Annotated in this window: 12 protein-coding genes; 7 read left to right on the top strand and 5 right to left on the bottom strand. The window is 59.9% G+C overall.

Annotation, left to right across the window (positions count from 1 at the left end; genetic code table 11):
• The 3 genes from AC09SL_RS24750 to AC09SL_RS24740 all read left to right on the top strand — a co-directional run.
• Positions 1–2,425, top strand: a 2,425-nt coding sequence (locus AC09SL_RS24750) for a thioesterase domain-containing protein (RefSeq protein ID WP_479571961.1), incomplete at its 5' end; no start/stop codon positions are given.
• A 78-nt stretch (positions 2,426–2,503) separates the two neighbouring features.
• Positions 2,504–3,655, top strand: coding sequence for a macrolide transporter subunit MacA (gene macA, locus AC09SL_RS24745; protein WP_058544860.1), 1,152 nt, complete (start codon positions 2,504–2,506; stop codon positions 3,653–3,655).
• A gap of 2 nt (positions 3,656–3,657) precedes the next feature.
• A complete protein-coding gene (locus tag AC09SL_RS24740) occupies positions 3,658–5,619 on the top strand; it encodes a MacB family efflux pump subunit (RefSeq protein ID WP_058544861.1) in 1,962 nt (653 codons plus the stop codon).
• Between the two features lie 185 nt (positions 5,620–5,804).
• Here the strand turns inward: AC09SL_RS24740 and AC09SL_RS24735 are convergent, their stop codons facing one another.
• Positions 5,805–7,145, bottom strand: a complete 1,341-nt coding sequence (locus AC09SL_RS24735) for a diaminobutyrate--2-oxoglutarate transaminase family protein (RefSeq protein WP_058544862.1) — start codon at positions 7,143–7,145, stop codon at positions 5,805–5,807.
• Positions 7,146–7,438: 293 nt separating this feature from the next.
• Here AC09SL_RS24735 and AC09SL_RS24730 point away from each other — a divergent pair, with 293 nt between their 5' ends.
• The 3 genes from AC09SL_RS24730 to AC09SL_RS24720 are packed head-to-tail and all read left to right on the top strand — an operon-like array spanning position 7,439 to position 13,040.
• The gene (locus AC09SL_RS24730; protein WP_058544863.1) at positions 7,439–8,869 is read left to right on the top strand and encodes an efflux transporter outer membrane subunit; all 1,431 of its coding nucleotides are present in this window, start codon (positions 7,439–7,441) and stop codon (positions 8,867–8,869) included.
• Positions 8,866–9,969: an efflux RND transporter periplasmic adaptor subunit gene (locus tag AC09SL_RS24725; RefSeq protein WP_058544864.1), complete on the top strand. Its 1,104-nt coding sequence runs from the start codon at positions 8,866–8,868 to the stop codon at positions 9,967–9,969. The genes AC09SL_RS24730 and AC09SL_RS24725 overlap by 4 nt, the downstream gene beginning before the upstream one ends.
• A complete protein-coding gene (locus AC09SL_RS24720; RefSeq protein ID WP_058544865.1) occupies positions 9,966–13,040 on the top strand; it encodes an efflux RND transporter permease subunit in 3,075 nt (1,024 codons plus the stop codon). The genes AC09SL_RS24725 and AC09SL_RS24720 overlap by 4 nt, the downstream gene beginning before the upstream one ends.
• A 68-nt stretch (positions 13,041–13,108) precedes the next feature.
• Here the strand turns inward: AC09SL_RS24720 and AC09SL_RS24715 are convergent, their stop codons facing one another.
• Positions 13,109–13,975 carry a helix-turn-helix transcriptional regulator gene (locus AC09SL_RS24715; RefSeq protein ID WP_058544866.1) on the bottom strand — a complete coding sequence of 289 codons (867 nt, stop codon included), beginning with the start codon at positions 13,973–13,975 and terminating at the stop codon, positions 13,109–13,111.
• A 29-nt stretch (positions 13,976–14,004) separates the two neighbouring features.
• Positions 14,005–14,778 (bottom strand): acyl-homoserine-lactone synthase, encoded by a 774-nt coding sequence (locus AC09SL_RS24710; RefSeq protein ID WP_058544867.1) that lies wholly within the window; start codon positions 14,776–14,778, stop codon positions 14,005–14,007.
• Between the two features lie 625 nt (positions 14,779–15,403).
• Between AC09SL_RS24710 and AC09SL_RS24705 the strand changes: the two genes are divergently transcribed.
• A complete protein-coding gene (locus tag AC09SL_RS24705) occupies positions 15,404–16,003 on the top strand; it encodes a LysE family translocator (protein ID WP_058544868.1) in 600 nt (199 codons plus the stop codon).
• 95 nt (positions 16,004–16,098) lie between these two features.
• On the opposite strand, the gene AC09SL_RS24700 is transcribed toward AC09SL_RS24705, so the two are convergent.
• A complete protein-coding gene (locus AC09SL_RS24700; protein ID WP_058544869.1) occupies positions 16,099–16,827 on the bottom strand; it encodes a LuxR family transcriptional regulator in 729 nt (242 codons plus the stop codon).
• Between the two features lie 387 nt (positions 16,828–17,214).
• On the bottom strand, positions 17,215–19,872 hold the full coding sequence (locus AC09SL_RS24695) for an excinuclease ABC subunit UvrA (RefSeq protein WP_058544870.1): 2,658 nt from the start codon (positions 19,870–19,872) through the stop codon (positions 17,215–17,217).
• Positions 19,873–20,059: the final 187 nt, after the last annotated feature.

The raw sequence follows: 20,059 nt of genomic DNA, 5'->3' as shown, positions 1-20,059 counted from the left end.
TGTTGCAGACCCGTTCAATGCCGATCCCGGTGCCTTGCTGTATCGCACCGGCGACCTGGCCCGCTGGCGCGCGGACGGCACGGTGGATTACCTGGGCCGCAACGACGACCAGGTGAAGATCCGCGGTTTCCGTATCGAACTGGGCGAGATCGAAGCCCGGCTCGGCCAGCATGACGCGGTCAAGGACGCCGTGGTGCTGGTGCGCGAAGACGTCCCGGGCGAGAAGCGCCTGGTGGCGTACTTCACGCCACGGGATCTGGACGTTGCGCCACACATCGAGACGCTGCGTACTCATTTGCAGGGGCAATTGCCGGATTACATGGTGCCGGCGGCCTACGTGCGGCTCGATGCCTTGCCGTTGACCGTCAACGGCAAGCTCGACCGCAAGGCCTTGCCAACACCGGACCAGGCCTCTGTCTTCAGCCGTGTCTACGAGGCTCCGCAAGGTGAGCTCGAAACCGTGCTCGCGCAGATCTGGCAAGACGTGCTGGGCCTGCAGCAGGTTGGTCGTCACGACAATTTCTTCGAATTGGGCGGGCATTCGTTGCTGGCGGTCCGTTTGCTGGGGTTGCTGGCCCAAGCCAACCTGACGGTGTCGCTGGCCGAGTTGTTCCAGCACGAAAGCGTCGCCTCCATGGCATTGTTGCTGCAGATCCGCAGCACCGAAGTCCAGGTGCAGGAGGCTTTTATACCGGTGCGCACCACCGGCCAGCAGAACCCGCTGTTCCTGGTGCATGAGTTCAGCGGCCTGGATCTTTACTTCCCGATGCTGGGCAAGCACATCGATCCGGATATTCCAGTCTATGGCCTGCCTGCCATCCCGTGGGGCGAACCGCAGTTGCTGACGATGGAGTGCCTGGCCTCACGGTTGGTGGGCGTCATCCGCTCGGTACAGCCACAGGGCCCTTATCGCTTGGCCGGCTGGTCGTTCGGCGGCGTGCTGGCCTACGAGATCGCCATCCAGCTCGTTGGCCTGGACGAAGAGGTCGAGTTCCTCGGCCTGATCGACAGCTACCTGCCACGGCTGGTGGACCAGGGCAGGGAACGCTGGTCACCGGCTGAAGCCCACGCACGGCATTTGCTGGACCGCTGCGAGGTGTTCTGGAACGCCGGTGTCCTGAAGGAGGCGGAGCTCGCCTTGGTGCTCGAAAAACTGGCCCGCCTGCAGACTCGACTGAACGACTTCGCGTTCGAAGGCCTGGTGCAACACTGTTACGACGAAGGCCTTCTCCCGCCTGAGCTGGCGGAGTACAGCGTGGCCCAGCTCTGGCAGTACCTGGATCGCGAGGTCGCCCACGGTCATGCGTTGGCCCATTACTCGGTCTATCCGATCTCCGTGCCGGTCCACCTGCTGATTGCCGAGGAGCGCAAAGACGACGCGCCTGAACATTCCGGCTACCTGGGTTGGGACGCGGTCCTGCCTAAGGCGCAGATGCACGGCGTCACGGTCCCGGGCAACCACCAGACGATGATGCAGGCGCCACAGGTCAAGGCACTGGGCCAAGCCATCAGTGATGCGCTGGGTAGCGTTGCGACACGTCCGGCACCTTCGCCAAAGAGCCGCTACCAACCGCTGCTGACAATCCAGGGCGGACGTGCCGACCGGGCGCCGATCTTCTGCGTGCCGGGGGCTGGCGACAGCGTGACCGGTTTTATCGGGCTGACCGACGCCTTCGGTCCGGAATGGCCTATCCATGGGTTGCAACACCGTGGACTGGACGGCAGCACCGAGCCTTTCAGTCTCGTGGAAACCGCCGCCCAGGCGTATCTCGACGCAATCGACAAGGTACAACCGGAGGGGGCGGTGCATCTGCTCGGCCATTCCTTCGGTGGTTGGATCGTGTTCGAGATGGCGGCCCGCCTGCATGCCCGGGGTCGCAAGGTGGCCTCGTTGACGCTGATCGACAGTGAGTCGCCGGGAGGCAACGGCGTGGTGGGCAAGCCCTATACCGCGACGGGGGTGCTGAATCGGCTGATCGAGGCGATGCAGTTGGCTTCCGGCAAGTCCTTGGGCATCGATGCCACGGTCTTCGGTACCCAGGACGATACCGCGCAGATGCGCTTGCTGCATGCCGGCATGGTTCGGGCCGGCATGCTGCCGCAACGCTCGGCGGTGGATGCCATGCGCGGTCCGGCGCGGGCCTTCGGTACGGCCCTGCGCACGGTCTATCAACCGCAACACCGCTACACCGGGCCGGTGCGGTTGGTGCTGGCCAATGACCCAACCCTGGACACGGCTGGCAACAAACGCGAACAGGAACAAATGATCGAAGGATGGCGCAAGCATATCCCTGACCTCAGTATCTGGTACGGTCCGGGCAACCACTTCACGATCCTCAAGGCCCCCCACGTACACAACCTGGCAGCCTGGTGGCAGGACGGCCTTCCCATGCTCGACGAGGAGGCCGCCAGTGATTGCGTATGACTGTCCTTCCTTGACACGCATCCATGGAACCCGGTGCCACGCTGGCCGGGTCTGAAATCAACGCACTCATGGTTATTTATGGAAAAGTCGAAGTTTCGCAAAATCGCTATCGTGCTCGTACTGGTCGTGGTGGCCGGTCTGATTTTCTACAGCGCGCAATCGCCGGGCAAACCGCCGGAGTACCTGACCGCCATGGTCGAGCGCACGGACATCGAGAACGCGGTGCTGGCGTCCGGCACGCTCCAGGGCGTCAAGCAGGTCGACGTCGGTGCCCAGGTGTCGGGCCAATTGAAATCGCTCAAGGTCAAACTGGGCGACAAGGTCAAGAAGGGCCAGTGGCTGGCGGAAATCGACCCGATGCTGGCGCAGAATTCCTTGCGCCAGGCCCTGGTCAACGAAGAGAACCTGATGGCCAAGCGGCAGGCCACGGCGGCGCAACTCAAGGACGCCAAGGCCACCTATGATCGTTACAAGAAACTGCAGCCGGACGATGCGATTTCCAAGCAGGAGTACGAGACCGCGGAGTCCAACTACAGGGTGGAAGAGGCGAACCTGCTCTCCCTCAATGCGCAAATCAAGGACGCCCGCATCCAAGTGGAAACGGCGCGGGTCAACCTGGCGTATACCCACATCGTCGCGCCGATCGATGGTTATGTGGTGGGGATCGTCACGCAGGAAGGCCAGACCGTGATTGCCGAGCAATTGGCGCCGGTCCTGCTCAAGCTCGCCGACCTTGACACCATGACGGTCAAGGCGCAGGTGTCGGAAGCCGACGTGATCCACATCGTGCCTGGCCAAGAGGTGTATTTCACCATCCTGGGGGAATCGGAAAAGCGTTATTACGCCAAGCTGCGCGGCACTGAGCCTGCGCCGCAGAATTTCCTCGAGACCCAGAACGCCGGGGCGTCGAAGCAAAATACCGCGGTGTTCTACAACAGCCTCTTCGATGTGCCGAACCCTGACCATCGCCTGCGCATTTCCATGACGGCCCAGGTCCGTATCGTCCTGGACAAGGCCAATGACGTGTTGACGGTTCCCGTCGCTGCCCTGGGTGCGAAAAACCAGGACGGCAGCTATGTGGTCCGTGTGCTGGATGCCGAAGGCAAGGCCCAGCCGCGTAACGTGCGCATGGGCATCAACAATAACGTTCGGGCCGAGATCAAGGATGGCTTGGCCGAGGGTGACAAGGTCGTTATCGGCGAGCCGACCCCGGCCGTGGCGGGAGCCTGACCATGACCCAACCATTGCTGGAACTCAAGGGCATCACCCGTAGCTTCCTCGCCGGCGAGAAGGCCTTTATCGCTCTGAAGGACATCAACCTGACAATCAATGCCGGCGAGGTGGTTGCGATCACCGGGGCGTCCGGCTCCGGCAAGTCGACCTTGATGAACGTGCTTGGCTGCCTCGACCATCCGAGCGCCGGAAGCTACAAGGTGGACGGGCGCGAGACCGGTTCGATGAACGACCAGGAACTGGCGGTGTTGCGTCGGGATCACTTCGGTTTCATTTTCCAGCGCTACCATTTGCTGCCGCACCTGAGTGCCTTGCACAACGTCGAGATGCCGGCGATTTATGCCGGCGCGAGCGAAGCGCAACGGCACAGCCGTGCCGGGGAACTGTTGAAACGCCTGGGGTTGGTAGGGCACTTGAGCAATCGGCCCAGCCAGCTCTCGGGTGGTCAGCAGCAACGGGTGAGTATCGCCAGGGCCCTGATGAATGGCGGTGACATCATCCTCGCGGACGAACCCACCGGTGCGTTGGACACCACCAGTGGCAAGGAAGTGATGAAGATCCTGCTGGAACTCAACCGGGCGGGGCACACGGTCATCATCGTGACCCACGATGAAAAGGTGGCCGCTCATGCCCAGCGCATCATCGAGATCCGCGACGGCGAGATCGTCAGTGATCGGGCCAATCCTCAACAACCGCTGGAAGATCAGCCGCCGCAAGGCACACGTCCGCCCAAGGCCAAGCCGGCGAACGGCCTGCTCGCCAGCTTCGGGCTATTCAGCGAAGCGTTCAACATGGCCTGGGTGGCGCTGGTTTCCCATCGCATGCGGACCCTGCTGACCATGTTGGGCATCATCATCGGCATCACCTCGGTAGTCTCGATCGTAGCCATCGGCGAAGGGGTCAAGGAATATGTCCTCAAGGACATCCAGGCGATTGGCAGCAATACGATCGAGATCATGCCCGGGGCCGATTGGGGGGACAGTCGCTCGACCGCTATCGAAACCCTGGTGTTATCCGATGTGACGGCCCTGAGCGACCAGTACTACATCGACAGCGCGACCCCCAACGTTGGGCGCAATCTGTTATTGCGTTTTGAAAACATCGACGTCAATGCGACCGTCAACGGCGTCAGTGAGAGCTATTTCCAGGTCCGCGGGATCAAGATCGGTTCCGGCGTCGCGTTCAGCAAGGACGACGCCCGGCGGCAGTCACAGGTGGTGGTGATCGACCATAACACCCGTCAGCGATTGTTCGGCCCGAACACCGACCCACTGGGCAAGGTGATTCTCATCGACAACCTGCCTTGCACGGTCATTGGCGTGACCGACGAGCGCAAAAGCGTGTTCAATACCAACAAGAACCTGAACGTATGGATGCCCTATGAAACGGCGGCGGGACGGTTGCTCGGCCAGCGCTTCCTGGACAGCATCACGGTACGGATCAAGGACGGGCAACCGAGCAAAGTCGTGGAAGACAATGTCGTCAAGCTCCTGACTCAACGCCATGGCATCAAGGACTTCTTCACCTACAACCTCGACAGCGTGCTACAGACGGTGCAGAAGACCAGCCAGTCCCTGGCGCTGCTGCTCTCGTTGATTGCGATCATCTCACTGGTGGTCGGTGGCATCGGAGTGATGAACATCATGCTGGTCTCGGTGACCGAGCGTACCCGCGAGATCGGTATCCGCATGGCCGTTGGTGCACGCCAGTCCGACATTCGCCAGCAGTTCCTGGTGGAGGCGGTGATGGTCTGCCTGCTGGGTGGCACGATCGGCATCGCTTTGTCGTTTGGTATCGGCTACGTCTTTTCGATCTTCGTCAAGGAATGGCAGATGGTGTTCTCGATGGGATCGATCGTCACCGCGGTCGTCTGTTCGACCCTCATCGGAATCGTGTTCGGCTTCGTGCCCGCACGCAACGCCGCACGGCTTGATCCGATCAATGCATTGGCGCGGGACTGAGCCGGGCTCCATTACTTGAACCCAGACACAACCCCCTGTGGCGAGGGGATTTATCCCCGCTGGGCTGCGAAGCAGCCCCGGAAAAACTGAGTGCAATCACCCTAATACTTTGCGGTGACTGGTTTTGGGGCCGCTTCGCGACCCAGCGGGGATAAATCCCCTCGCCACAGGGGGGGGCTGGCGCCTTATACCGCTGCACGTGCCGCCTGCGGGCGCATCTCGCCGACCTTTCTCACCGCCTGCTCGAAGCGGTCGAGCACCATGCCGACCTCGGTCTCGGTGATGGTCAGGGGCGGCAGGAACCTGAGCACTGCGCCATGGCGCCCACCGGTTTCCATCATCAAGCCGTTGTCGAAACAGTTGAGCTTGATGGCGTGTGCCCGGGCGCCGTCAGCCTGGCCGGCGCGCTGGTTGTCGGCCGGCTTGGTGATTTCCACGCCGAGCATCAACCCGCGACCGCGGATGTCGCCGATGAAGGGAAAACGCTGTGCGATGTCCTGCAGGCCGCTCTCCAATCGTTCGCCCATCCGGGCGGCATGGGCGACGAGATGGTCTTTGCGGATTTGCTGCATTGTGGCCGCGCCAGCGACCATCGCCACTTGATTGCCGCGGAAGGTCCCCGCATGCATGCCAGGGCCCCAGGTATCCAAATGCTCGGCATACACGATCACCGCCAGTGGGTAGCCACCGCCGATGGCTTTGGACAGCACCAGGATGTCGGGAACGATGCCGGCGTGCTCGATGGCGAATGTGCTGCCGGTGCGACCCAGGCCGGTCTGGACTTCGTCGACGATCAGCAAGATGTCCTGCTCGAGGGTGATTTCCCGCAGGGCCCGTAGCCAGCTGGTCGAGGCCGGGATGCAACCGCCTTCGCCTTGCACCACCTCGACGATGACCGCCGCCGGTTTGGCGACGCCGCCTTCGGGATCCGAGAGGACGGTACGGATGTAGTCGATGGACAGCTGATCGGTGTGCTCGCCATTCGTGCCGAACGGGCATCGAAACCGATAGGGGAAGGGCAGAAAGTGTGTGCCTTGGGCGATCAGGCCATCGCCGGTCTTGGGCGACAGCTTGCCCATCGCCGAGAGGGCGCCAGCCGTCATCCCGTGGTAGCCACCGTGAAACGCCATCAATGGCGAGCGCTTGGTGTAGTGGCGGGCCAACTTGATCGCGGCCTCGACGGCATCCGAACCGCTGGGCCCGCAGAAGAGAATCTTGCTGGTGTCGCGCATTTTCGCCGGCAGCATCGAGAACAGCTCCTGCACGAATGCGTGCTTGGCCGGCGTCGCCAGGTCCAATGCCTGCTGCAAGTGATCGCTGTGGAGAAAGTGCATCACCGCATCCCGGACCTCGGGTGGGTTGTGCCCCAGGGCCAGTGTTCCGGCGTTCGACAGGCAATCGAGGAACTCCTGGCCGCTGGAATCCTTGATACGCATGCCCTTGCCGCTGACGAACAGTCGCTGGAAAGTCTGCGCATAGGTACGTGCGTTCGACTCGATGTTTTCGAGGTAAGTGAGTGCTTCCATATTCGATCATCCATTGGCGATGGAGCGTGAACCGAGCGGGGCCATTCATGCTCGACAGCAAGTGCAGCCGTTACTGGGCAGGTCGAGCTCATTTCAACAGGCCCCCGTCGTTATCGCGAGTTTTCCAGCCGGCAGCTGTCCCCAATTTCCACGCCAGACATCGGAACGGGCTCGGGGTTAAATACCTGCCACACGAGCCTCACCAAGCCATCGTTAATAATCTGCCATCTCCCTGAGTTGCGCCGGTGCCGGGTGCCTTGCTGTCTTCACCTTCGACACCTCTAGAGAACGCTATGCATGTCTTCAAGCCCCCAGAGAGCATATTGCTGGTGACACTGTGTGCGATGGCCTTGAGCGGCTGCGTGTTGGGCCCTGACTATCGGGTGCCAGACGTCCCGATCGCCGCCAAGTGGCAGGCACCGGTGCCCCATGGCGCGTCCGTGGTTGCGTTGGCCGACTGGTGGCGGCAATTCGATGACCCTGCATTGGCCGAACTGTTGCGCCTGGCCGAAGCCGACAGCCCGTCCATGGACCAGGCCTGGGCCAATATCTCGCTGGCCCGTGCGACTGCCGACAGTGACGCCGCCGATGCCTTGCCCAAGTTCGACGGCAGGCTGTCAGGCGGCCGAGGTGGGCAGCAGACCGGTTCGGAGCGCCTGGGGGGCTCTGGTTCCTCTGCAACGATGGATGCCGCCTGGGAACTCGACCTGTTTGGCAAGTTGCGCCGCAACAATGAAGCGGCCAGCTCTCGCGTCGAAGCTAGGGTCGATGACTGGCATGACGCGAGGGTGTCGCTGGCGGCCCAGGTCGGTGATTATTACGTGCAATACCGGGGATGCCAGAAGTTGGTGCTGGCCTACCGCGACCAGGCTCAGTCACAACAAGACACCGCGCGCATGACGCGCCAGTCGTTCGGGGCGGGCTTCACGTCCTCCGCCGACGCCGCGCTGGCCGATGCCAGTGCCGCCAGCAGCGCCGCGGCCCTGGTCCAGCAGCAGAGTGAATGCCAAGTGTTGCTCAAGAGCCTGGTGGCACTGACAGGCAGTGATGAAGGGCGTCTGCTGGATGTGCTCGGTCACACGCCGGCGCAACTGCCGCAGCCGGCCGAACTCAACGTGCAACAGATTCCGGCCGACTTGCTGCGCCAGCGTCCGGATATCGCCTCCCGCGAACGCGAGTTGTCAGCAGCGAATGCCGAGATCGGCGTGGCCCAGGCCGATCGCTTGCCGAGCCTGAGTCTGTCCGGGACGATTTCCGTGGGCACCATGGTGGGCCAGCGCAACCGTTCCTGGTCGCTGGGTCCGGTGTTGTCGATTCCGCTGTTCGACGGTGGCCAGCGTCGTGCGGCGGCGGAGGGGGCCAAGGCCTCGTATGACGCAGCCCTGGCGGTCTATCGCCAAACGCTGCGCACCGGTGTGATGGAAGTGGAGCAGGCCCTGGTGCGCCTCGACGCGGCCCGTCGCCGGGAGTCGGATGTGGAGCGCTCCACCGCGGGTTTCCGGGAGTCTTTCGAGGCCATCGACCGCAGTTGGCAGGCCGGCAACGTCAGCCTGCTGGACCGGGAAACCGCACGCCGCCAGGCGCTGACAGCCGAGATTGAATTGATCACCTTGCAGCAGAATCAAGTGCGCTACTGGATCGCCCTGTACAAGGCGTTGGGGGGCGGCTGGCATGCCGATCAGCCCCTGGCACGCAGTCGAGCATTGGGCGGAGACGGCGCGTGAGGTCGAGACCGGGCAAGTTCGCGTTGGCAATCGGGGTGTGCGCGATCGTGGTGGCGTTGATCTACTTTCGCCGGGGCGCTGAACCGGCCGAGGCCGCCCCCCAGGTCAGCAGCTTGAGCGTGGAAGTCGTCCAGGCGCAACGCCAGGTCTGGCCGCAGTTGCTGTTTGCCAATGGCGCGCTCGCCCCCTGGCAGGAAGCGGTCATCAATGCCGAGACCAGCAACCTGCGCATCGCCAGCATCGAGGCCGATGTGGGCAGCCGTGTCAAGAAGGGCCAATTACTGGCCACGCTGGCCAGCGAAACGGTGGTTGCCGAAGAGAACAAGCAGAAGGCGCTCGTCGCCCAGGCCAACGCCAACCTGGAGCAGGCCCGCTCCAATGATCGTCGGGCCCGGGTCGTCGGGCAGGGCGGGGCACTGTCGGAGCAACAACGTGAAGACTACCGAATCAAGGTCGCGCTCGCCGAGGCGGACCTCGCCAGCGCCCGTGCCGAACTGCAGAGCACTCGGATCAGGCTAGGCCAGACACGCATCGTCGCCGTGGACGACGGCATCATTTCGGCGCGCACGGCACTGCTCGGCAAGGTGCTCTCCGCCGGCGACGAATTGTTTCGCATGGTGCGCGATGGTCGCATCGAATGGCAGGCCGAGCTGGATGCCCGCCAACTGGCGCAGGTGCAGCCGGGCCAGGTCGCCCGCATGACGTTGCCCGGCGGCCAGAGCCTGGAAGGGCGCGTGCGGCTGGTATCGCCCACGTTGAATACCAAGACCAGCCGGGGATTGATCTATGTCTCCCTGCCCCCCGACAGCGCCGCCCAGGCCGGCATGTATGCCAGTGGCCAGATCGAGTTGGCGCCGCGCGAGGCCGTTACGGTGCCAGACACTGCCGTCATCCTGCGGGATGGGCGTTCCTATGTGTTCACGCTCAATGATGACATGCACGTTGTCCAGCGACCGGTGGTGGTCGGCCGACGCTTGCATCAGGCCGTGGAAATCCTCAGCGGTCTCGATGAGCCTGCCCGCATCGTGCGGGCTGGCGGTGCGTTCCTCAATGACGGTGCGAGTGTGACCCTCGTTCAATCCCAGGTCGCCCAGCCATGAACATTTCGGCCTTGTCGATCCGCCATCCGGTCCCGGCCGTCATGCTGTTCATTCTGCTGACGCTATTTGGCTTGTTGGGTTTTAAGAAGCTCGCGATCCAGGATTTTCCGGACATGGATTTGCCAGTGGTGGTGATCAGCGCCTCGCTGGAAGGTGCGGCCCCGGAGCAACTGGAAACCGAAGTGGCGCGCAAGATCGAGGACAAGCTGACGTCGCTGCGCCTGCTCAAGCACGTGACGACAAGCATCACCGACGGTGCCGTCAACATCAGCGTCAGCTTTGACATCGACAAGGATGGCAACGAGGCACTCAACGAAGTGCGCAACGCAGTGGACAGTGCCATGGCGCAACTGCCGGCGAGCCTGGACACACCGTCGGTTTCGCGGCTGACCACCAGTGCCTCGGCATTGCTCACCTATGTCATCGATTCCGACAACCTGGACGAAGAGGGCTTGTCCTGGTTCGTCGACAATGAGTTGAGCAAGCAACTGCTGGCGGTGCCCGGGGTAGCAATGATCTCGCGCATGGGCGGCGTGGACCGGGAAGTCCAGGTCAATCTCGACCCGGCGCTGATGGCGGGCCTGGGCATTCGTGTGACGGACGTCGCCAACCAGTTGCGGGCCATGCAGAAGGACAATTCCGGTGGCCAGGGCAATCTGGGCAGTGGCCAACAAGCCATGCGTACCTTGGGCGCCATTGACGATCCGGCGGAACTCGGTGCCATTGACATTCCCAGCGGCGATGGTCGCTTGCTTGTCTTGGGGCAGTTGGCCGACATTCGTGACACCCACGCCGAGCGCAGCACCCGGGCATTTCACGATGGCAGGCAGGTGATTGGCTTCCAGGTCACCCGTTCCCTGGGGTTCTCTGATGTCGGCGTCGCCAATGATGTGCGCAAGGCCATGGCCACCTTTGGCGAACAACATCCGAACGTGCAAATCGTTGAAGCCAGCGACACGGTCAAGGCCGTGCTCGCCAATTATCACGACTCGATGAATTTGCTGTACGAAGGCATGCTGTTGGCGGTACTGGTGGTCTGGTGGTTCCTGCGGGACTGGCGCGCCACGCTCATCGTCGCCACGGCGCTGCCGCTGTCGATCATTCCCACTTTTGGGGTGATGTACCTGGCCGGTTTTACCCTTAACTCCGTTTCCCTGCTCGCCCTGGCGCTGGTCATCGGTGTGCTGGTGGACGATGCCATCGTCGAGATCGAGAACATCGCGCGGCACCTGCGCATGGGCAAGACTCCGCTCCAGGCCGCCACCGAGGCTGCCGATGAAATCGGTCTGGCGGTGCTTGCCACGACCGTTACCCTGGTCGCGGTGTTCTTGCCCACGGCGTTCATGGGCGGCATCGCTGGGAAGCTGTTTCGCCAGTTCGGCGTGACGGCTTCGGTGGCGCTGTTGTTTTCACTGCTGGTGGCGCGGCTGCTGACGCCGATGATGGCGGCTTATTTGCTCAAGGCAAGGAACGAAACCGACCATGACGGGCCGTTGATGACCCGCTACCTGGGCTGGATCGACACCAGCCTGACTCGGCGCAAGACGACAATGGGCCTGGCCGGCCTGTGCTTCGTCGGCGCCCTGGGATTGGTTCCTTTGCTGCCCACCAGTTTCCTCCCCGCGCAGGACACCGGTCGCAGCAAAGTGACCTTGGAACTGCCGCCGGGAACGACATTGGCGCAAACCACCGCGGTGGCCTTGCAGGCCAGTGAGCGGTTGCGCGAGCTACCGGACGTCAAGCACGTGTTCAGTTCGGTGGGGACCGCCAGCAGTACGGGCGCCGGGCCTGCCGATATCACCGGCGCCGGCGATGCGGTCCTGACGGTGGAGCTTGCGCCCCGGGATGCTCGTGATCGCAAGCAGGTGGAGGTCGAAGCGCAGATGCGCCAGGTATTGCGCACCCTTCCGGGAGTACGCATCAACGTTGGTGGCGATGGCAGCGGAGAGAAGCTCAATATCGTGCTTGCCAGCGATGACGGCGATCTGCTGGAGCGCACGGCAAGCGCCCTTGAGCCCCAGCTACGTGAGCTGCGCGGGATCGGCAATGTCTCGTCCAGCAGCGCCTTGCAACGACCGGAAATCCAGATGCGGCCGGATGTTGCCCGGGCAGCGGAATTGGGCATCACCAGCCAGGACATCGCCGATACCTTGCGCATGGCGACTTATGGCGAATATTCCTCGCAACTGGGTAAGATCAATTTGTCCCAGCGGCAGGTGGACGTGCGGGTGCGCATGGATTCGCTGTTGCGCGACGATTTGCAGGCGATCAGCCAATTGCGGGTAACCGGGCGAGACGGCCAGGTCGCCCTGGCTTCGTTGGGGGAACTCAGCATGGGCAGTGGGCCGGCGCAAATCAGCCGACTGGACCGCCTGCGCAACGTCACCCTGTCTATCGAACTCAACGGTCGTAACCTGGGTGAGGTCATGGCCGAGGCCCGCCAACTGCCGGTGATGCGCAACTTGCCAGCCGAAGTCAAACTGGTGGAGCAGGGCGAACTGCAATTGATGACGGAGTTGTTCGCCAGCTTCGGCCTAGCCATGGCCATCGGTGTGTTTTGTATTTATTCAGTCCTGGTGTTGTTGTTTCACGACTTCTTGCAGCCGGCCACGATTCTGTCGGCACTGCCGCTCTCGCTGGGTGGCGCGTTGTTGGCTTTGTTGGTGTGCAACTTCAGTTTTTCCCTGCCATCGGTCATTGGCTTGTTGATGCTGATGGGCATCGTGACCAAGAACTCCATTCTCTTGGTGGAGTACGCCATCATGGCTCGCCGCGATTATGGCCTGGGTCGATATGATGCGCTGGTGGATGCCTGCCACAAACGTGCCCGCCCAATCCTGATGACCACCATTGCGATGGGGGCCGGGATGTTGCCGACGGCGATGGGAATGGGTGAGGACCCGAGTTTCAGGCAACCGATGGCGGTGGTGGTCATGGGTGGTTTGCTGACATCGACGCTGTTGAGCCTGCTGGTGGTGCCGGTGATTTTCACTTACGTCGACGATGCGTTGCAATGGCTGAAACGTCGCACCCGATCGCCCATGGAGGAAGGTACGGTGGAGGAGACCTGAGGGGGGAAGCAATATTCCCCCAACAAGTACTCGACCCGGTCAGTGAGCGAGCAATCGTTGGGGGTAGGTTATACGGCTTGTTGAATCGGGTTACTGCCATTCCATTCCATGTGAGCCGGTGCGGCATCCATTGAGTGCATCCAGCGGATCAGCGAACGACGCCCGCCAATCCCCATTTTTATGGCGGCGCGCTTGAGATAACTTTCGACTGTATTGACCTTCAGGTTCAGTTGCTCGGCAAGTTCGGGGGCGGTGCGCCCGGCCAGCAGACCTACGCACACTTCCGTTTCGCGAGAGGACAGACTCAATCCCGACAGTAGCAGTCGATCAGCGAACCTTTGGCGCAGCGCTTCCATGCCGTCATTTTCCGATGCGTCCAATGACAGGAAAGGGGCCTGTCGTGTCGACTCCGGCGGAACAAGGGCCGCCACGTGCTCCTCGACCATGGGCAATAAGAGACAGGAAAAATCTTTTAACAGTGCATGTTCTTGTGCGGTAAATCCCTTTGAAAGAGGCGAACGGTAGATGGACAGCACATAACGATGACCATTCTTACGGGTCGTCAGGTGTAATTGCGTCGTCGTGCTATAGCCGGGGACTTTGTCCGAACGCTCGCATTTAAGCAGGCACCGAGAAAAGTTAGGTATTTTCTGTGGCGCCGCGTCTTCAAAGAGAATGTCGTCGGCGAGGAAAAAGGGCTTGGCGGTGTGCGTGTCCACGAGCGCACCCACGCAAGCGTTGTCCATGCCGACGCAACCTATGCTGGAGGTGCTGGGTTCCGACATATTACTTGCACCGATCCGTTGCTCGGTAATATGTGTTGCGTCTACGGGTATTTCCGTAAGTATCAGGTCGTGCAACATGCGCGGGAAATGGCGGCTGCCTGTACTGGCAATGACTTTGCCAACGTGTGGGAATAATCGTTGTAGGTTCATCCTTTCTCCAAAATAATCCAATTATTTGATTAAAGCTGCAGTTCAGTGTGCAGGGCTCTCTTTGCGGGAATGTTTCGGCCGGGGAGTATCTTGGTCGTGTCCAGGGATTTATGGAGTGTATCTGATGAGCGGTCGGCCATTAGGGGTGGGGTAAGTATGGTTGCTCGGTCGATGGCGTTTTTGCTGAGGACCTCCTCATAAGTTTTCAAAGTGCATGGCAATGTGCCGTAAATTACATGTTCTCCCTTCGAGCCTGATGCTGTATTGAGTCTTTCAATCGCCCATCCAGAACGTTTCAGGATTTTTTCCATCAGGGTGTCAATGACGATTTCATAGGTGTGAATCTTTTGTTGTTGGGCGAACTTAATCATTGACAGGAAAAGTGCCGCCGTGCGAATGTCTACATTGGCTCGGGTGAGTTTTCCCGTGGAAGAACTATCAGTCGAAAGTGCAAACCTTGTGGCTTCCCAACAGTGATCCAAGTTCGGTCTGTTTTTTTCGGTTGGAAGGATAAAACTCAGGGCGCCACTCATCAGTGTGGGTTTGCTGGAGGGGCGTAGTCGAACACAGCCGGTAACGCGATCGTTTTCATGGGCGTAGATATACATCGCGTCGGGGTCGTCGTATTCATCCCACTCATAATCGCTACCTTGATAACTTTCAATGTCCCACTTCTTTCGATCGATGAAGGCGAGTTTGCGAATGGACAATATTTGCTCGAGGGTTCTGAGGGGGATTTTGGAGTAGCTTACGATGCGGGTGGATACGCCGGAAAATCCATAGGTGCATGGGGAGTAGTTCATGGATGCGACTTCTTGGCTACAGGTGAAGCTACTGTTGACTTTGCACTAATGTATTTCAACTGTCCTAAAGTACAGTCTTTGATTTGTAGAGTGTGCAGCCTAATTAGTGGGCGCGGGATTTGGGGTTGAATTATAACTACTGGGGAGCTCGTTAGTTCTGGAATGGTATCGCTGGGAATCCAAAAAAGTATAGGTTGGGCATGGTGGCAAACTGGTGCTGATCGAAGGGATTGAGGTGAGTTGATGTAGGAGTGATCTATTGTTTTTTTGACGATCCTAAAAAAACTCTTGTAAGCAACTGATCTTGTTTTGTTCAAGAAATTGACACCCTGAGAAATGGCGCCAGTACCTGTAAACAAAGGGTCATCTAGTTGTGGGCACGCTGACTTCTTTCGTAGGCAGACTTACGGGCAGTGAGTTGGAAGGATATCGCTTGGCGAACGGATTTAGGCAGGTGGCACATTGATGGTGGTCTAGTGTGATTGCTCTATTTAAGGCGGTTGTCCGACCTCGTATGACTGCAGTGGCTGACTTGATGCGACTCGGCTTGAAGTCATGTGGAAAGATGATGGATTGATCTGGCCCTGAAAATTAGCCGTACAGGCTGCTGATATGGATGGATGTTATGAATTATATTGCGCTTTCGTTGTTGACCGTGTTGTTGGTTCCGGGGCCGACGAATTCATTATTATTGCAAACGGGTGTAAGTAGAGGACTCAGTTCGCATTCGATGCGCTTCATCGTCGCCGAATGGCTGGCATACGTTGTTCAGATGACGATGTGGGGGGTATTCATTGACTTGCTGATGGCTGATCACTCGTGGGTGGTGATCGCTACCAAGATTTTTGCCGTGTGTTTTCTTTTTTATATTTCCTTGAAACTTTGGTTTTCGGTAAAGGATCACGCGCCTGGCGCCATGAAGGGTATTACTGTGCCGGATTTGTTTGTGGCAACACTGACAAACCCCAAAGGGTTGTTTTTTGTTTCCTTCGTTGCGCCGGCGGGAACATTCCTATCGCTGGATAATTGGCTGTCATTCATGCTGCTCTTTTCAGTCATAATTTTTCCGGTGGGGCTAGTGTGGATCGCGGGCGGCGCTTTTTGTGGTCGAAAATTTCACGCGATTGTATCCGGGCGATTTCTAAATCGAGCCATCTCTCTGGTGATTGGGTTGTTTGCTTGCGGCATGCTTTTCAATATCGCATCCCAAGTGAGTTTCACCTGAGTGTGTTCTGATATTGAACTTGGGTGGCGTCGAGCTCGAAAGAGGGGGCGGGATCTTGGTTGCCTGGGTAAGCAAATTTTGACACTAGGCATTATTTAGATGAAGTTCAACTGCGCAGCTTTGAACATGGCTTGCTTGACATTGGTGCACTCCATCTTTTCAGTCATTTTCTTGGCATGAAACTTCACTGTTCGTTCAGTGATATTCATGATCAAACCGATTTCTTTATAGTTTTTCCCAAGCGCAAGCCAACGCAAGAATTGAACTTCCCTGGGCGATAGCTTGAGCGTGCTCTCTGCACTGATTTCAACCGGACGGTGTTGGTTGGCGATAACGCTGAGTGTTTGGATGATGACCATGTTCTCCCGGACAATGGTAGGGAAGTCGGGGTCATTTTCTTCTGAGGATAAATGAATGGAGCCGAATGATCTGCCCGGCTCATGAATCGGAATGGTGAACCCTTGCTGGATGCCATAGGATGCGGACTGATCAAATATCTCCGGATTGTTGCCTATCTCTTGTGGGATTTCATCCCAGAAAAAGGGCGTGGCGGTAATGGCTGTGTTGGCCATGACAGGGTCTGATTTGTGAAGTGAGTTCTTACGGTAGGTGTCCACCCATTCGGCGGGATAATTGCTGTGGATGGAGACTTTTGAGTTGTCGAAGGGGGTGGATTCCAGATGAACATAAGCAAATCTTTCAAGCCCTAGTTTCGAGAACATCCAGCCTAGTATCTCGGTGTACTCGTCGTGGCTTTTTCCTGGAATGTTATGCTCCACCTCTTGAATTAAATTGAGCAGGTGGCTTGAGATGGGTTTGAGCATAGTGGCCGCGCTCGCAAAATATTAGTGTGAATACCTGTATTTAGCAGAGGTTTCACCTTGATATTCGCCAAGCGGAGGAGGACAGTTTTATAGCGTTAGCATCAACACCCGTTCGCCGTTTTTTGAGCGCCATCGGGGCTGCGAAGGAGGCTGGAGTATCGAATGGGTTTTTCCAGTTCATAGGGGTTCGTTTCAGGGCGCGATAATGACCCCTCATGCCGCCGTGTAATACTTGTTCTCTCAACTGGGGTGATGTCATTTTGCGTCCTTGCCTGTGCAGCCTCAGCCCTTTGCTCCTGAGGTTATAGTTATACGACTACTGAAACGATTAACTGGAGGGCAGTATAGACAGCTTTTAGCAACAGCGAGAAACATTAAAAAAAACCTTTAATTCTCCTGCTGCATAGCTTTTTTCAGGAACCCTGCCGTTCGACTCTCCCGGCATTTCGTCACGGTCTGCGGATCCCCGCACACGACCACCTTTCCACCTTGGGTGCCAGCCCCCGGGCCGATATCGATGACCCAGTCACTCTGCGCCACCACACGCATGTCATGCTCCACCACAACCACCGTATGACCTTCTTCCACCAGTCGATTCAACTGCACCAGCAAACGGTCCACGTCCTGGGGATGCAACCCATTGGTTGGCTCATCCAACACATATAACGTTGCGCCCCGGGCCTTGCGCTGCAGTTCCGTCGCCAGCTTGATCCGCTGGGCTTCGCCGCCGGACAGTTCCGTGGCTGGTTGGCCCAGGCGCAGGTAGCCCAACCCGATATCCTGCAGCACCTGTAATGAGCGCCTGGCTGCCGCTTGCTCGGCAAACACCTCAAGCGCCTGGTTCACGGTCAGTTGCAGCACCTGGGAAATGTCCAGGCCTTGCCAGCGAACCTCCAGCGTCTGCGGGTTGTAGCGTGCGCCATGGCAGGTGGGGCAGGGGGCGTACACGCTGGGCATGAACAACAATTCCACGCTGACAAAGCCTTCACCTTCGCAGGTCTCGCAACGGCCCTTGGCGACGTTGAAGGAAAACCGTCCGGCGTCGAATCCCAATTCTTGTGCCTGCGCCGTTGCGGCGAACAGTTTGCGCACGTGATCGAATAGCCCGGTGTAGGTGGCGAGGTTGGAGCGCGGGGTGCGGCCGATGGGTTTCTGGTCCACCTGCACCAGCCGCTTGACCGCGTCGAGCCCGGCGGTAACGCGCCCGCCGCTGGTTTGCACGGGTTCGTCTTCCAGGCTTTGCTCATCGGGTTCGGCGTTGGGGCTGGCCTGGCCGAGGTGCGCGCCGACCAGATCCAGCAAGGCCTGGCTGACGAGGCTGGATTTGCCTGAGCCGGAGATGCCGGTCACGGCGCTGAAGCAACCCAAGGGGAAGGCCGCGCTCAGGTTGTCGAGGTTGTTGCGGGTGATGCCTTCCAGGCGCAGCCAATCCTTGGGTGTTCTTGGGGTGCGTGTCGCGGCGTGTTCTGCACCAAAAAGATAGGCGCGGGTACGTGATTCAGGCACTTGTCCAAGGCCTGCCGGCGGACCGCTGTAGAGGACTTTTCCGCCTTGTTCGCCGGCGTCCGGGCCGACGTCGATGAGCCAGTCGGCGCGGCGCATGGTATCGAGGTCATGTTCGACCACAAACACCGAGTTGCCCGCTGCCTTGAGGCGTTGCAGGGCGCCAAACAGCGCTTCGCTGTCGGCCGGGTGCAGGCCGGCGGAGGGTTCGTCCAGCACGTAGATCACCCCGAACAGCTGCGAGTTGAGTTGGGTTGCCAGGCGCAGGCGTTGCAGTTCGCCGGACGAAAGTGTTGGCGTGCTGCGCTCCAGGGCAAGGTAACCCAGGCCGAGGTCGATCAGGGTGACGATCCGCTCCAGCAGCTCGGCGGCGATGCGTTGGGCGGCCAGGCGTTTTTCCAGGGAGAGGTTGGGGGTGTGGCGCGCGTCGGGCCCACCCGCGTGCGGGTTGTCGCCCCTGGCGGCGCGTTGCTCGCGGGCCTCTCGGGTTTGCTGGTGGCTGAGGACGTCCCCCGTTTCTTCGGCGTGTTCAAGATAGTCGGGCGCCAGGACGCGCTTGAGCACTTCGGCCAGCTCAAGCAACGGCAGGTGCGACAGCTCGGCAATGTCCAGGCCGGCAAAGGTCACGGTCAACGCCTGGCGTTTGAGGCGCTTGCCCTCGCACACCGGGCAGGGGCTGGCGCGCATGTATTGCGCCACGCGTTTGCGCATCTGTGCGCTTTGCGAATGCATGAAGGTATGCAGCAGGTAGCGCCGGGCGCCGCTGAACGTGCCTTGGTAACTCGGTTCGAGCTTGCGTTTGAGGGCGGCGCGGGTCTGGGCTGGGGTGAGCCCGGCGTATACGGGAACGGTGGGGGTTTCTTCGGTAAAGAGAATCCAGTCTCTTTGCTTTTTTGGCAGGTCGCGCCAGGGGATGTCGACGTCATAGCCCAGGGTCACCAGGATGTCTCGCAGGTTCTGGCCCTGCCAGGCCATGGGCCATGCAGCCACGGCGCGCTCGCGGATGGTCAGCGACGGGTCTGGCACCATGGACGCTTCGGTCACTTCATAGACGCGGCCCAGGCCATGGCATTGCTGGCAGGCCCCCTGTGGCGTGTTGGGCGAGAAGTCTTCGGCGTAGAGCATCGGTTGGTCGGCCGGGTAGCTGCCAGCACGGGAGTAGAGCATGCGAATCAAGCTCGACAGGGTGGTGACGCTGCCCACCGACGAACGTGCACTGGGGGTGCCGCGCTGTTGCTGCAAGGCGACTGCCGGCGGCAGGCCCTCGATGCTGTCGACGTCCGGCACGCCCACTTGGTCGATCAGCCGCCGCGCATAAGGCGCGACGGACTCGAAATAACGTCGCTGGGCTTCGGCATAGAGCGTGGAGAAGGCCAGCGACGACTTGCCGGACCCCGAGACCCCGGTAAACACCACCAGGGCATCGCGGGGGATGTCCACATCGACGTTCTTGAGGTTGTGTTCGCGAGCGCCACGCACCCGGACGAAACCGGTGCCTTGCGGCAAGTCAGCGGTTGAAGCAGGGGCGGAGCGTGGGGGCATCGGGCATTCCTTGTGACGTCGGGGCAACGCTTCATGGCGTTATGGCGTTGCATTATGGCGATGGCAGAGTGGACTGGATCACAGCGCTGACAATTATGCGACCGGGTTCAACCGTTCGCGTGCGATAAAAATTTACTCTGGGCGCATGAGATGAGAAACGCATCTGCAGATTTTCCCATGGATACGG

It is taken from the genome of Pseudomonas sp. PF05 (assembly GCF_056521845.1).
The sequence above is the reverse complement of the archived record's forward strand: the minus strand, read 5'-3'. Positions and strand labels throughout refer to the sequence as shown.

What these genes read in the sequence shown, in the direction of transcription:
- macA (WP_058544860.1), top strand. Translation starts at nt 2,504, where the DNA reads ATGGAAAAGTCGAAGTTTCGCAAAATCGCTATCGTGCTCGTACTGGTC.
- AC09SL_RS24740 (WP_058544861.1), top strand. Translation starts at nt 3,658, where the DNA reads ATGACCCAACCATTGCTGGAACTCAAGGGCATCACCCGTAGCTTCCTC.
- AC09SL_RS24735 (WP_058544862.1), bottom strand. Translation starts at nt 7,145, where the DNA reads ATGGAAGCACTCACTTACCTCGAAAACATCGAGTCGAACGCACGTACC.
- AC09SL_RS24730 (WP_058544863.1), top strand. Translation starts at nt 7,439, where the DNA reads ATGCATGTCTTCAAGCCCCCAGAGAGCATATTGCTGGTGACACTGTGT.
- AC09SL_RS24720 (WP_058544865.1), top strand. Translation starts at nt 9,966, where the DNA reads ATGAACATTTCGGCCTTGTCGATCCGCCATCCGGTCCCGGCCGTCATG.
- AC09SL_RS24715 (WP_058544866.1), bottom strand. Translation starts at nt 13,975, where the DNA reads ATGAACCTACAACGATTATTCCCACACGTTGGCAAAGTCATTGCCAGT.
- AC09SL_RS24710 (WP_058544867.1), bottom strand. Translation starts at nt 14,778, where the DNA reads ATGAACTACTCCCCATGCACCTATGGATTTTCCGGCGTATCCACCCGC.
- AC09SL_RS24705 (WP_058544868.1), top strand. Translation starts at nt 15,404, where the DNA reads ATGAATTATATTGCGCTTTCGTTGTTGACCGTGTTGTTGGTTCCGGGG.
- AC09SL_RS24700 (WP_058544869.1), bottom strand. Translation starts at nt 16,827, where the DNA reads ATGCTCAAACCCATCTCAAGCCACCTGCTCAATTTAATTCAAGAGGTG.
- AC09SL_RS24695 (WP_058544870.1), bottom strand. Translation starts at nt 19,872, where the DNA reads ATGCCCCCACGCTCCGCCCCTGCTTCAACCGCTGACTTGCCGCAAGGC.